This window comes from Mycetocola sp. TRD_SC_2, assembly GCF_055361225.1.
The window spans coordinates 1,185,437-1,198,963 of the sequence record NZ_CM143954.1; the positions used below are offsets into that span (position 1 = coordinate 1,185,437).

Genomic DNA, 13,527 nt, shown 5'->3' on the forward strand with positions numbered 1-13,527 from the left:
GCCGCTCGTCGTCAAGCGGTCCAGCGTGGTCCTTCGCTCTGAGCTCTTTCCTCCTGTTCGTCGGTCGGTTATGTGCTCCTCCAGCTTGCCCAATCCACCGGTGCAAACGCTGGATGGTCGCCGGTGCTTCTATGGGCTCAAGGGTTGGGCGTCCACAACAACACAACGAACCGCCAGCCTCCCTGTAAACACAAGAGAGGCCGGGAGTCGGTTCACCAACCGCTTGGTGAAGCCCACGCTAACTCGCTGAGAAACCCGGGTCCGGATTCACGAGTATCTTGACGTGCTGTTCATTGTTGTTGATGAGTTGATCGAAGCCTTCTGAGACGAGGTCATCCAAGGGAATTTTGGCCGTGATGAACGGTGCCAGGTCGACCTTGCCGTCCTGGACCAGTTTGATCGTGGCGGGGTGATCATTGGCGTATCCGATGGTGCCGCGGAGGTCGATCTCCTTGAGCACGAGGGCCGGCATGTTCACTTCTGGTTTATGGCCCCAGATGGAGACGTTGACGATGACGCCACCGGGCCGGACCGCGTCCAGGAGCATGTCGAGCACAGCCGGGACGGAACTGCACTCGAAACCGACATCCGCACCCTTGCCGCCGGTGAGTTCGCGGACTTTCTCGGCCACGTCACCCTCCCGCGGGTCGAAGACGTCCTCGGCAACTCCCGTCTCCCGGGCCATCTTCTTGCGGGCCTCGCTGAGTTCAGAAATGTAAACGGTCAAGCCCGAAGCCTTGAGCACGGCGGCGGTCAGCAAACCGATGGGTCCCGCCCCGCCGACGATGGCGATGTCACCGGATTGAGCTCCACTCCGTACGAAAGCGTGGTGCCCGACCGACAACGGTTCGATCAGGGCCGCCTCGTCCAGCGGAATGTCACCGACGGGGTGAACCCACCGCCGTTCGACGACGATCTTCTCGGAAAGACCGCCACCCCGGCCGCCAAGACCGATGAAGTTCATGTCCTTGGACAACTGATAGTCGTGGCCGGGCCCGACTTCGACGTCGTCGTGGATGATGTACGGCTCGACCACCACGTTCTGCCCGACCTCGAGGTCGTCGACTCCTTCACCGAGGCCGGTGATCGTGCCGGAGAACTCATGCCCCATGGTCACGGGCGCTTCTTCTCCAGAGATGGGATGCGGTGACCCTTTGGGCGGGATGAAGATCGGTCCCTCGAGATACTCGTGCAGATCGGTGCCGCAGATGCCACACCAGGCGACGTCGATAGCAACCGTTCCTGAGGTGAGTTCGGGCTCCGGGATGTCCTCGATCCGGATGTCTTTCTGGTCGTAGTATCGCGCAGCTTTCATGGCGGACCTCCTTCAGTAGAGACGATTGAGCGCCAGCCTATCGACCTTGGCCACCATTGTGAATGGCACCCAGACGGAAGCCATTGGCCCAGGTCGCGTGTGAAGGAGCGCGGACTGGCGCTCTCCGAGCTACTGCCCGCAGTCGCTGAGGGGCTCGTCGGGATCGCGTTCGAGTAGCGCCTCAGACCAGCCGATCAGGGCGGGGAGAAACACCGATCCTGGTTGGAGGATGCGGAGGTGGCCGTAGCCCGCATACTCTTCCCAGCGCACCTGTTCGCCGTTTGCGCACTGCTGCTCCACGAAGTCGTGCTGAAAAGACGGCGGCAGCACCTCGTCCTTCGCACCCCATGCAACGAACAGAGGGGTACCGAACGGGCCGGTGACGGCATTCTCCTGGAGACGATTCCCCAACGCGCCTCCGGTGAGGTCACCGACGAACAATGGCTGGTCCATCCCCACGCCGAGAGCTGTGAGAACGGACACCATCAATCCGGGCTCAGTGGGGCACCGCTGGGTCATCTCCCTCACCATCACCCGACCGCTCGTCGCAACATGATCACGCAGGTCGACCTCTCGGTAGGTATCGGAGTAAGGCACGAGCACCCATGAGATCAACAACGTCTGCTGGGGCGACGCGTTGCCGCGGGTGAACACCTCGCCGAGAGCGTATGGATCGGTAACGGGAGCCAACGCCGCGGTGCCGAGGATGTTCAATCCGGGAGTGTGATTCTCTGCGATCTGGGTCGTCCACAGGGCGGCATGACCGCCCTGCGAGTGACCCCACACCAGGGTGTCTGGCGAAAGCACCAGATCATCGAGTTCACCGGCAGCCAGCACTGCGTCGAGTGACGATCGTGCTTCGCCTTTGCCGATCAGGTAGGGGAAGTCCCCGGGTGCACCCTGCCCGGAGTAGTCAGAGGCGACGACCACCCATCCCCGCTCGAGTGCTTCCTCAACAGCAGGGATGTCCCACTCTGTCGCTGCCTTGTTGCGGAGGCTGGGGGCGCACCCTTGGGCCACCCCGGTTGTGCCGTGATTCCAGATGACCACCGGTCGGGGCCCGGGTGGTGGGTCGACGGGGCGGATGACGAGACCGCTGGCGACCGCGTCGGCACCGATGGCATCCCGGGTCGTGTACAAAATCCGCTCAACGGTCCCGCCCTCGGGAATCTCGCCCCGGTAGTCGTCTGACCGAATCAGCTGGCCGTGACCTTTGGGAACGTCACCCGGCGGGTAATAGAAAGCGTCGACCACGATCTCCCCGTCCTCGAGCCATTCGTTGACGTACCATCCGGCCGAAGCGGTGACAACCAATACGACAGCGAGCGCGTACCGGGCGCCGTCAGCGAGGAGGTTCCGCCGCCGGCGGGTCTGAGCGTCCGGTTCCAGGTCGACCAATGGGTGAGGTTGCGTCCATTGCCGAGCGCCGCGGGTGAACATGGCAACACCGAATGCGATGGTGCGGATACCGAACGCGACCGCGACGGCGAGAAGCGTGGCATCGGGCCAGGTGAGGGACAGGATCCCGAAGACGATCTGGGCACCACCCCAGCACACCGAGAGAAAACGCTGTGAGAGCCGGCCTCGGGTGAGGGCATCGCCCAACGAGGCCAGTCCGCCCAGTATCAGAAGCACTGCGAGTGCTTGCGGGAGTAACTCGAGGCTGCGACCCAGCCAGACCAGGACAACGACACCACCGAATATCCACAAAGCGGCGAGCAGCCACCGCCACCATCGTGATGGCCCACCATCAGGGATGACGTTGGCAATCCCGGAAACGATGGCGGTGATGCCCACGTAGATGCCCAGAAGAAGCAAGGAGGTGAGCGGGCGGACAACGACCTGAAGCCCGAGAACCATGACACCGGCTCCGGTCAGAGTGAGGACGGCCGGCGGCGGCGAGGCGAGCCATTGCGACAACGAAGTGACGTGCCATCCGCGCCACTGGGGAAGTGAATCAGCGGTCACGCGTTCGACGGGGTCCGGGTGTCGGGCAGCGAAGCCTGGGGGATCGGTGCGTGGCTCACCTGCATAGTCTGATCATCTGCGAATGAATACGCAATTTTTCACAAGTGGTCGTCATTGCGTGTGGCTGTTCCCCTGAGGAAAAATGCCCCGAGCGTTCCGGCCAGGGTCGCGAATACTGCCACGGAGTAGAGGGCGAGAAGGATGTGCATGACACGTGGAAAACCGTCTTCGGGACTCAGCCCGGTACCGGTGACCGTGGTGAGCGCCGCTTCGTAGAGTGCATCGGCGTAGCTTTCGTAGTATCCGCCGGCGTACAGGAGCTGGCTCGACCCGAGCGCCACTACCGCCGTCACGGCCAGTAGCCAACCGATTCTGCTGCTCAGTAGTCGCCCCGCCGAACGGGTTCCGCGGACGCTCGCCGAAACGATCCCACCCATGCGGCCGAGGCGTGCCAAACGAATCAGTCGCAATCCCTGTAACGCGCGAAAAAACCGGAGGAAGGGTACGAGCAGGAACACAACCTGCCACCAGTTCCTTTTCCAGAACTCTCGCTGGAACCGGGCGATATACGCGCGGAGAAGGAATTCGGCCACGAAGACTGCCCAGAGCACCCATCCGACGATCGACAAGCCAGCCACAACTGCTTCGCCCGTTGCTATCGACTGGCCCAATATGACGAAGAGGAAGACCACCCCGAGTATGCCCATGGGCTTGTCCAGGGCCTGGGCGAATAACTCGGCTCGCGTGAGCTCCGTCTCTTTGCTGTCGAGTTCTTTCGGTGTGTCAGGGATTGCTGGTCACTCCTTCCATTGCGGATCCGTTCCCATAGTTGTCAAACGAGATGACGCTGATTTTTCCGTTGGTTTCGAGCACGACGGCTGCGATCTGGGAAAGGTCTCCGGACCCGCTTCCTCGAACCGCCTGATGGATTTCCGACGCGGTGAGACGGTTGCGTCGCATCGCGTCGTCCTGCAGGACCCCCTCGCGCAACAGCACCACCGGCTCAGCGGCAATGGCTTTTCGGGCACGCGGCCAGCGGGTAGAAATCCACGCAACGAGGAATTGAAGCAGGGCGAGCATCGCCAGGGCGGTGAACCCTTCGGCCCATGCGACGTCGGAGCTGAGGAGGATCGTGGCCAGCGTCGAACCGAGCGCGACGGTCACGACGAAGTCGAAGGCGTTGAGCTGGCTGAGGGTCCGTTTTCCGGACACTCTCAGCACCAACACCACCGTCACATAAGCTGCCGATCCCACGGCTAACGTTCGAAGAATGTCCGCCCAGGAATCAAACCACATGGAAACTTCTCCTCAGTATTGCCCGATCGACGAGCGATGACGGTGGCCGTCGCTGTAGGGAGACAGTACGCGGGGGCGCCGCCTGGGTACAGGGGATTGCACCCGGCCTGCTTCAGCTGGTTGCCCGTCCCTTCACCCGGTGGAGTATCGTCCGAGAGATGACCGTCATCCCACCCCGGTGCGCGTGTGCATCGCATTACCCGTGGCGTCACGCATGAAGCGCCAGGCGAAAGCCAGCGATGTCAGGGATTCGCTTCGAACTCAGCTCTGGCCCGTACCGCTTTCTGCCGCGCTCGTTGCGGTTGTGCTCGGCCAGTATCTTCCGTTTCTCGATCGCCAACTCGACGACCACCTCTCGGATGCCGTGTCTGCGCTTCTCTTCGGCGGCGGCCCTGAGGCCGCGCAGTCTCTGATGGAGACCATCGCTGGATCCCTCATTACGGTGACCTCCTTGACCTTCTCTCTCACGGTTGTGACTCTCCAGCTTGCGAGCAGCCAGTTTTCGCCTCGTTTGCTGAGAACCTTCTCGCGGGACAGGTTCGTGCACACCACGCTGGGGCTGTTCCTCGCGACGTTCTTGTTTTCCTTGACCGTTCTCCGCAGTATTCGATCTGAAACGAGCGAGGGGGAGGGGTTCGTCCCAAAGATCTCAATCACTCTCGCCTTTGGTCTCACGGTGGCGAGCGTCATTGCGCTCGTGTTCTTCCTGGGGCACCTCGCCACACAAATTCGCGTCGAGACGATGATGCGGGACGTGCACAGTGAAGCGGGCGACGCCATCGACCGTATTTTTCCCGACCGCGAGATCGCCGAGCAGACAGAGTCGGTGGAACCGAAGCGGAGCCCAACGTTCATTGAGAGCCCGGTATCGGGATTCTTATTGGGCGTTGATGCGAAGGCCGCACTGCGCACAGCCGTTGGGAGCGAAACCTTCATCATTATCGATGCAGTTCCCGGAGCATCGCTCATCGCGGGAGTCCCATTCGCGCGGGCGTGGTCGATCGATCAGAACCCTATCGATGACGAGCGCAGGAAGTCTCTTATCGCCGGTCTCGGTTCAAGCCTTTCGACCGGATTCGAGCGGACCTCGACGCAGGATGCCGGGTTTGGGCTGCAACAGCTGCTCGACGTCGCCAGCCGCGCTCTCTCTCCCGGCGTCAACGACCCGACCACAGCAGTACACGCGATCGGTCACATCTCCGCGTTGCTCTGTTCGCTCGCTGACCGCCACACCGGGCCGAAGTCCCACGCCGATGAGGAGGGCCGGATCCGTGTTGTCGTCGGGTATCCCTCCTTTGCGGACCTGCTCGACCGGGTGATGGTCCAGCTCCGGAGGTACGCCCTGGATGACCCGAGGGTCGCGGGGAGGCTGGTCCGAATGTTGCGCGAGCTGGGCTGGGTAGTGGGTCAGGGCCGGCACAGCGTCGCCCTCGACCGGGAGCTTGACTTGCTCCGCGCTGGAATCAGGACCGCTGAGATTTCACAACAAGCGAAGGAAGTGCTCCTGAAAGACTGTGACGCTGTGGCGGAGGCGCGAGCCGGCACGTGGGTCACTCCGTAGGTCTTGGATAGAGGGCAGTCCGTCAGCGAAGCCACCGCGCGCTCTTCTGTCATAAAATCCCGGTCAACACACCGCCGTCGGCTCTGACGGCAGCGCCGTTCGTCGCAGAAGCCAGTGGACTGGCCAGGTAGACGGCAAGGTTCGCGATCTCGTCCGGCTCGATGAACCGTTCGAGCAACGAGGTCTGGTTGCCACCGATGATTGCCGCTTTCAGAGCATCCGTCGGTATCTGTTGCGACTCGGCGATGGTGCGGACGGTGTCGGCCACTCCATCCGAATAGGTGGGACCACCGAGGATCGTGTTCACCGTTACCCCCGTGCCGCGCGTGAGCTTGGCGAGTCCGTTGCTCAGGGCGAGCATGCCCGCTTTGGTGACCCCGTAGTGCGTCATGTCAGCGGGGACGTTGACACCTGACTCGCTTCCGATGAAGAGGATGCGACCCCATCCGGCTTCGATCATCGCCGGCATCAGCTGGCGCGACAGTCGCACTCCGCTCATCAGGTTGACCTCGACATAGTGGGCCCAATCGTCGTCATCGATCTGAGCGAACGGCACCACGTCAAACAAGCCGACGTTGTTGACGAGGATGTCGACGGTGCCGAGCGAGCTGAGCAGTCGTTGGACGTCTGCTGCGTTTCCGAAGTCCGCGGCGATACCCGTCACGCTCGCAGAGGGCATCTCCGCTGCGAGAGATTCCACTGCCCGCTGGAGCCTGGTGTCATCCCGGCCATTGATGATGACCGCAACGCCCTCGCGAAGAAGCCCCCGTGCGATCGAGAACCCGATTCCCTGCGTCGATCCGCTGATAAAAGCGCGCTTCCCTGCCAGCTGCATGTCCATGGTCTTTTGCCTCTCGATAGTTGCTTGAGCAAGTAAACGGTAGCAGCTTAGTTGACTGGGAAAGTAATTCTGTAGACTGGCGGCATGAGCGAACCCCCCGCCCCACAGCCCCTCGAGGGCGAAGACCTGTCGACCTGGGCTGCCCTTGCGACCGTGCTGGAATGGTTGCCGCCGGCTCTCGACGCCCCCCTGGTCCAGAACTTCGATCTCACCCATTTCGAGTACGGGATCTTGTTCGCGCTGGCTGAGTCGCCTGATCAGCTGCTTCGGATGAGCGTTCTCGCGGGATTCGCCAACAGTTCGCTCTCACGGCTCTCTCGAGCGGTGTCCCGGCTGGAAAGCCGGGGCTGGGTCGAGCGCACGCGGGATCCCTCAGATGGACGGTCGACCCTGACGACCCTGACGGCTCCGGGGCTGGAAGTGCTCGACCAGGCGACTCCCGCCCACGCCCGCACTGTCAGGGAGCTCGTCTTCGATCCGCTGACGAAAGCGCAACGGACTCAGTTGCGTGACATCAGCCTGCGGATCCAACGGGCCATCAGAAGCCAGGAAGGATGGCAGCCGACAGGATCCGGCGCTCTTGGCGAGTAAGCGCACAGTGCCCGAATACCGAGGTGAGAGCTGGAAAGCCAGCCGTCGGAGTCACGTTGTCTCTGCCGGTCGTCGTTTCGTCGGGGTGATGACGAGCTCGTTGATGCAGACATGGGCAGGGCTGTCCAGCACGAAGAGCACCGCCCTGGCGATATCAGGGGGAGTGAGCATCTGCTGGCGGTCCGAGCGGGCCGGGACGCTCGGCCGCATGTCGAGAAAGTCGGTGTCCACGTCGCCCGGACACAGGTGGCAGGCTCTCACGCCCGCACCGTTCTCCTGAGCGTTGAGGGACTCGGCCAGAGCAGCCAATGCGGTCTTGCTGGCGCTGTAGGCGACACCGGCATCCGGGGAGAACTGCCACCCAGAGAAGGAAGACACAAAGACGACGACACCATCCCCGGATGCCCGCATGCCCGGCAGGACTAGGCCGACGACGCGCGCGGATGCGATGAGGTTGGTTTGCACGATCTGGCTGAAGTCGGCAATGGACTGATCGCGCCAGTACCGATTTGGGTTGTTCAGACCTGCCGAAAGCACGACCCGTGTCACGGGACCCCATCGGTCGGCGATGCGGTCGTGGCCCTCTTCAACCTGGCGGTCATCCGCCACGTCGATCGGCACAGCGAAGCCCTCGCCTCCTGCCTCCGCGATCGCGGCCACAGCGTCATCGAGAGCGGGCTGTCGTCGTCCGCTCAACGCAACGCGGTATCCCCGGCGGGAGGCCTCGAGGGCGACGGCCCGCCCCATGCCGCTTCCGGCGCCGGTGATCCACAGAACCGGTCCGGATGAGTTCGTCACGATCTCGCCACTGGGCATCGAGCTGTTCCCTTCGGTTGCGGGCCGCACGGTGGATGTAAGCATACCCATGGGCGCACCATCCGCTTATAGTGATGTTTCACCGCTCCAGACGCACTGTGGCCGGTTGTACGGCCGCCGGGAGGACAGGGAATGCTGATCGATCTCACGGATAAGGTCGTCGTGATCACCGGAGCTGCGCGCGGCATCGGCCTTGTCATTGCGGAGACCTTCGCCCGGGAGGGGGCGATCGTGATCGCCCTTGACGTCAACGCTCTGGACCTCGAATCGATGCGAGCCAGCTTCGCCGAACACCGCTGGGACGGCGAGCACCTCGTCTGCGACGTCAGAGATTATGGCGAGGTCGAACGCACCATGGACGGCGTCGTCGAACGGCATGGGCGGATCGATGTACTGATCAACAATGCGGGCATCAACACCGTCGGTCTCGTCGAGGAGCTCGACAGCGACGCGTGGGACAGGTGTTTCGAGGTCAACACACGCGGCACCTTCAACACGTGCAAGGCCGTTGCCCCTCATCTCAAGCGGCAGAGCGCGGGGCGGATCATCAACGCGGCGTCGTTCGCCGCGATCATGCCGAGCGTCGGAGCATCCGCGTACGCTGCCTCGAAGGCAGCGGTCGTCCAATTCACCCGGGCCCTCGCCGGCGAACTCGGCCCGTGGGGCGTCACCGTCAACTCATACGCGCCAGGGATGATCCCCACTGCCATGAACGGCTTCTCGGACATGACGCAGGCGGAGCAGGCCGAAAAGCTTGACATGCTCACTCTCCGGCGCTGGGGACAACCGGAAGATGTGGCGAACCTTCTCTGCTTTCTGGCGAGCGATCTGTCGTCGTACATCACCGGATCCTTGATCGACGTCAGCGGAGGCAAGTTCGCGACACAGGAACCAGGGCGCGCCTATGAGATGGCCCCTGGCCCAACCCGCTGAAGCGACAGTCGCCGCACCCCCAATTCGCGTGATTCTCTCTTGCTCCTCACCGCCTGCTCAATAGACTGTGGCGCATGTACGTCGTCGTCTCGGCCCTGACCCTCGTCCTCGTCGTTGGCGCCCTCGTCGACATCATCACGCGTCAGGACGGGCAGGTGAAGCACCTGCCGAAGATGGTCTGGATCCTGCTCGTGGTTTTCCTTCCGCTCATCGGCAGCATCCTCTGGTTCATCATCGGCCGGGAGTATCCAGCGCCCACCCGCAGGCCGGGGGTCTCGCGACTGGCGACGCGACAGCATCCCGAACCTTCGTATTCAGCGCCACGACCAGAGTCGACCGAAGAGCAACTGCTGCGCGTTGAGCGCGAGATCGAGTTCTATGAGAAGCAGGCGCGCATTCGGCAGTTAGAGGCGGAAGCCGACAGGCGGCGTTTGCAGGCCGAGTAACGTGATCGGACCTCGTGCGCTCATGAACGGACGACGCCGAGTTCGTACGCCCGGATGACCGCTTCCACACGATTGCGGAGATCAAGCTTGGACAGCACCCGCCCGACGTTCGCCTTGACCGTCGACTCGCTCAGGTGAAGCCTCGCCGCGATCTCGCCGTTGGTGTCACCGCGCCCGATGAGGACGAAGATCTCGCGTTCTCGTGTCGTCAACTCGGCCAGCGCGCGATCCGCGTCGTCCGACCGTCCTCCGCCACCGAGGTGAGGAGCCGCGACTTCGATGAGCTTGGCCGTGATGCGCGGTGACACCACCGCATCACCGGAGTGAACGGCGCGAACCGCCGCGATGAGGTCATCCGGCCGCGTGTCCTTGAGCAAAAAACCGGCAGCGCCAGCGGTGAGCGCACCGAACGCGTACTCGTCGAGGTCGTAGGTGGTGAGAACGAGTACTCGTGTGTCGGGACGCATTCTCATGATGCGCTTCGTGGCCTCGATGCCGCCGACCCCTGGCATCCGCACATCCATCAACACGACGTCCGGCTTGAGCCGTTCGACGGCACCGATCGCGTCTGCCCCGTCACCTGCTTCGCCGACGACGACCATTCCCGCCGTCGATTCGAGCATGAGCCGAAAGCCGTAGCGCACCAGCTCCTGATCGTCGACGAGAAGGACTCGGATGCTCTTTCCCATTGCTACCCGTCCTCCCGTTGCAGGCGCGCGAAAACACGCCATCCACCATCGTCATGCGGTCCGGCCTCGATCACACCGTCATACAGCGCGACCCGCTCCCGCATCCCGAGAATCCCTCGACCGGTGTTCGAGGATATCGCGACGGAGGAGGACAGATCGCGGACGACGATCGTCACGGCATCCGTCAGCCAGGTCACGGTGACCGTCGCCGATGTCACCCGCCGGGCGTGACGCAGAACATTCGTGAGCGACTCCTGCACGATCCGATAGACCGTGAGGCCGAGAGCCGGATCCACGGATGGCGCGCCGGTCACGACGAGGCGCACCGGCAGGCCCGCCGCGGCGAACTCTGTCACAAGCGTCGTCAGTTGCGACGCGTCAGGCTGCGGAGCGTGCGCGAGTGCTCCACGGTCATCGCGCACAGATCCGAGCAGCCGGCGAACTTCTCCGAGTGTTCTGCGCCCGGTCTCAGCCACACGCGCGATCGCTTTCTTCGCCTCGGCTGGTCGTTCATCAGCGGCAGCGTGCGCACCGTCAGAAATCGCGATCATCACGGTGAGGCTGTGGGCGATGACGTCGTGCATCTCGCGCGCTATCCGCTCCCGTTCGAGGATTCTCGCGGTTTCAGCCTGCTGATCGCGCTCCCTCGCAAGCCGCTCGGCGCGGTCGACGAGCTCACGGATGTGGCGTTGCCTGTGCCCGCGGTTCGTCCCCAGAAGCGTCGCGATCAGCAGGACCGCAGCGATCACGACGTACAGGTTCGCCCAGTCGAACAGTGTGTCCCGGGCCAGCATCGGCGGGGCGAGGCCCATCATCGGCGGCAGGATGCTTCCCCGGGCCGTGAGCGCCAACGCACCAATTGCGCCGCACACCATCGCGATGCTGAAAGACAGCCGCGCGGTCCCCGCGCTACGGTGCACCCCCGCACTGTGTACCGCGAGAACAGCGAGCAGCGATTCGGCACCCGACCCGACGGCCAATGAGAGCACGGCCAGCACCATCGCGCCGGCGAACGCCGACCGCGGGTAGCGGTGACGTGCGGCGAGAACCGCGATGCCGCCCAGCCCAAGGCACACCATCGGCCACAGCGGAGTGACGTGCGGAGGTTCGAGCGACAGCGCAGCCAGGAACACCGCCAGCACGAGATAGACCGCCATGATCACAGCGGTTGCGGTCCGGGAGCGCTCGGCGGTGACGCGTGTCTGGGGAGCGCGATCGCGCGGCACCTCTGTCGAGGCACCGCGCGATCCGCTGAGCGGGGGAGTCAGGCGTCACCCCGACGCAGCCGGGCGGCTCCCAGCACCAGGAACACACCGGCCCAGACCGCGGCGACGACCCATCCGGCAGCGGAGCTGACATAACCGTCCGCGAGGTTCAGGAATCCGCCATCGAACTCAGCAGCGCTTGTCATCGCGTCACCCGCCTTGGACATTGAGAGAAGATGAAGGTTCCTGACCAGTTGCGATGCCGGGAGGACCGACAGCACGATGGGCAGGAGAAGAATCACTGAGATGACGGTTGCGACGCCAGCAGCGACGGCACGGAGCAAAGCCCCGATACCCAATCCGAGGATAGCCGAAAGGCCCACGTACACGGCTCCGCCGAGAAGCGCGAGAAACACTCCCGGTTCGGTCAGTCCGATCTCGATCCCGAAAGCGCCGAGCATCGGGTAGGTCACTGCCCACGATCCGAAGAGCGCGACAAGAGCGGATGCTGTCACCGCGACGAACAGGACGACCGCCTTGGCCGCGAGAACCGAAATTCGGGTCGGAACAGCGATCAATGTCGACTGAATCGTTCCGCTTGAGTACTCGCCACTGATGACGAGCACTCCGAGAACGCCGGCGATGAGCTGGCCGAACAGGACCGTTCCGATTGTGACCTGATCGAGCATGAAGCCAACGGAGGCCTGCCCGGGCAGCCCGGCATCCTCGAGCGTCAGGCCCAGCACGGCACTTACGGACAGCCCCAACAGGGGAATCGCGAACAGAAGCGTGATGGTGGATCGAAGGCTCGTGAGTTTGATGAACTCCGAGCGCAAGATGCCGGAGAATCTCAGCCGGTCGGGACCTGGGATGTAGGTGGCGCGTGATTTCTCGAGCGTGCTCATTTGTGTGCTCCTGTTCCCGCTGCATTCGATGAGCGGTATTCGACTTCTCCGGCGGTGAGGGCGATGTAGGCCTCTTCGAGCGATCCCGGCATCGACGCGACCTCGTGCAGCACGATGCCAGCGGTGGACGCGGCGACGGCGACCTGCTCAGCGGTGAGCCCGGTGATGTCGATCGCCCCATCCGCGAGGACGGAGACGACGACGCCGGGTCCGGCGATCGTTGCCATCAAGCGCTCCGCCTCGTGTGTGCGAACGCGCGTCACCGAACGGGTGGCGCCAGAGATGACGTCCGCGATGGGGTCGTCCGCGAGGATTCGACCGCGCCCGATCACGATGAGTCGGTCGGCGGTCTGTGCCATCTCGCTCATGAGGTGCGAGGACAGCAGGACGGTGCGTCCTTCGGCAGCCAGGTTCTTCATCAGAGTTCGCACCCAGCGGACGCCCTCCGGGTCCAGCCCGTTGACCGGTTCGTCGAGGATGATCGTTGCTGGATCTCCGAGCAGGGCCGTGGCGATTCCCAGCCGCTGACCCATTCCGAGTGAGAACCCGCCAACACGTTTGCCCGCAACCGAGTCGAGTCCGGCGAGACCGATGACCTCGTTCACCCGTGAGGCACCGATGCCGTGTGTTGCGGCAATCGCGAGGAGGTGTTTGTAGGCCGATCGACCTCCGTTCGCGGCCTTGGCATCCAGAAGGACCCCGACTTCACGAAGGGGTGCACGGTGCTCCCAATACGGGCGCCCGTTGACCTCGGTCCTGCCCGATGTCGGTTTGTCGAGACCGACGATCATTCTCATCGTCGTGGACTTGCCGGCGCCATTCGGTCCGAGGAAGCCTGTCACCTGACCGGGCCTCACTGTGAAGTCGATGGAATCGACGGCGACCTTGTTTCCGTATTGCTTGACGAGTGCTTGTGCTCTGATCATGTACTTTCCCTTCGCATGATGACGAGGTTAGGAAA

At 63.3% G+C, this 13,527-nt stretch carries 14 protein-coding genes; 4 read left to right on the plus strand and 10 right to left on the minus strand.

Features of this window, described 5'->3' with window-relative positions; genetic code table 11:
• Positions 1-238 precede the first annotated feature (238 nt).
• From ACWA1Q_RS05610 to ACWA1Q_RS05625, 4 genes are all read right to left on the minus strand, one after another.
• Positions 239-1,315 carry a 2,3-butanediol dehydrogenase gene (locus ACWA1Q_RS05610; protein ID WP_463760195.1) on the minus strand — a complete coding sequence of 359 codons (1,077 nt, stop codon included), beginning with the start codon at positions 1,313-1,315 and terminating at the stop codon, positions 239-241.
• Positions 1,316-1,444: 129 nt separating this feature from the next.
• On the minus strand, positions 1,445-3,283 hold the full coding sequence (locus tag ACWA1Q_RS05615; protein ID WP_463760197.1) for a lipase family protein: 1,839 nt from the start codon (positions 3,281-3,283) through the stop codon (positions 1,445-1,447).
• Between the two features lie 98 nt (positions 3,284-3,381).
• Complete coding sequence (locus tag ACWA1Q_RS05620; protein ID WP_463760198.1) at positions 3,382-3,990, minus strand: hypothetical protein; 609 nt, start codon at positions 3,988-3,990, stop codon at positions 3,382-3,384.
• Between the two features lie 76 nt (positions 3,991-4,066).
• Positions 4,067-4,579, minus strand: a complete 513-nt coding sequence (locus ACWA1Q_RS05625) for a DUF421 domain-containing protein (protein WP_463760200.1) — start codon at positions 4,577-4,579, stop codon at positions 4,067-4,069.
• Positions 4,580-4,781: 202 nt separating this feature from the next.
• On the opposite strand from ACWA1Q_RS05625, the gene ACWA1Q_RS05630 reads away from it, so the two are divergent.
• Positions 4,782-6,140: a DUF2254 domain-containing protein gene (locus ACWA1Q_RS05630; protein ID WP_463760201.1), complete on the plus strand. Its 1,359-nt coding sequence runs from the start codon at positions 4,782-4,784 to the stop codon at positions 6,138-6,140.
• 49 nt (positions 6,141-6,189) lie between these two features.
• Here ACWA1Q_RS05630 and ACWA1Q_RS05635 read toward each other — a convergent pair whose 3' ends face one another.
• A complete protein-coding gene (locus ACWA1Q_RS05635; protein ID WP_463760203.1) occupies positions 6,190-6,981 on the minus strand; it encodes an SDR family NAD(P)-dependent oxidoreductase in 792 nt (263 codons plus the stop codon).
• Between the two features lie 84 nt (positions 6,982-7,065).
• Here ACWA1Q_RS05635 and ACWA1Q_RS05640 point away from each other — a divergent pair, with 84 nt between their 5' ends.
• Positions 7,066-7,572: a MarR family winged helix-turn-helix transcriptional regulator gene (locus ACWA1Q_RS05640; RefSeq protein ID WP_463760204.1), complete on the plus strand. Its 507-nt coding sequence runs from the start codon at positions 7,066-7,068 to the stop codon at positions 7,570-7,572.
• 51 nt (positions 7,573-7,623) lie between these two features.
• Here ACWA1Q_RS05640 and ACWA1Q_RS05645 read toward each other — a convergent pair whose 3' ends face one another.
• Positions 7,624-8,388 (minus strand): SDR family oxidoreductase, encoded by a 765-nt coding sequence (locus tag ACWA1Q_RS05645; RefSeq protein WP_463760206.1) that lies wholly within the window; start codon positions 8,386-8,388, stop codon positions 7,624-7,626.
• 132 nt (positions 8,389-8,520) lie between these two features.
• On the opposite strand from ACWA1Q_RS05645, the gene ACWA1Q_RS05650 reads away from it, so the two are divergent.
• Both ACWA1Q_RS05650 and ACWA1Q_RS05655 read left to right on the plus strand, forming a co-directional pair.
• Positions 8,521-9,321 (plus strand): SDR family NAD(P)-dependent oxidoreductase, encoded by an 801-nt coding sequence (locus ACWA1Q_RS05650; RefSeq protein ID WP_463760208.1) that lies wholly within the window; start codon positions 8,521-8,523, stop codon positions 9,319-9,321.
• 74 nt (positions 9,322-9,395) lie between these two features.
• Positions 9,396-9,767, plus strand: a complete 372-nt coding sequence (locus ACWA1Q_RS05655) for a PLD nuclease N-terminal domain-containing protein (protein ID WP_463760210.1) — start codon at positions 9,396-9,398, stop codon at positions 9,765-9,767.
• Positions 9,768-9,787: 20 nt separating this feature from the next.
• Here ACWA1Q_RS05655 and ACWA1Q_RS05660 read toward each other — a convergent pair whose 3' ends face one another.
• The 4 genes from ACWA1Q_RS05660 to ACWA1Q_RS05675 all read right to left on the minus strand — a co-directional run bounded on the left by ACWA1Q_RS05660 (position 9,788) and on the right by ACWA1Q_RS05675 (position 13,492).
• A complete protein-coding gene (locus ACWA1Q_RS05660) occupies positions 9,788-10,456 on the minus strand; it encodes a response regulator (protein ID WP_463760212.1) in 669 nt (222 codons plus the stop codon).
• Between the two features lie 2 nt (positions 10,457-10,458).
• Positions 10,459-11,613, minus strand: coding sequence for a sensor histidine kinase (locus ACWA1Q_RS05665; protein ID WP_463760213.1), 1,155 nt, complete (start codon positions 11,611-11,613; stop codon positions 10,459-10,461).
• A 107-nt stretch (positions 11,614-11,720) separates the two neighbouring features.
• Positions 11,721-12,566 carry an ABC transporter permease gene (locus ACWA1Q_RS05670; protein ID WP_463760214.1) on the minus strand — a complete coding sequence of 282 codons (846 nt, stop codon included), beginning with the start codon at positions 12,564-12,566 and terminating at the stop codon, positions 11,721-11,723.
• Positions 12,563-13,492: an ABC transporter ATP-binding protein gene (locus ACWA1Q_RS05675; RefSeq protein WP_463760215.1), complete on the minus strand. Its 930-nt coding sequence runs from the start codon at positions 13,490-13,492 to the stop codon at positions 12,563-12,565. The genes ACWA1Q_RS05670 and ACWA1Q_RS05675 overlap by 4 nt, the downstream gene beginning before the upstream one ends.
• Between the last annotated feature and the right edge of the window lie 35 nt (positions 13,493-13,527).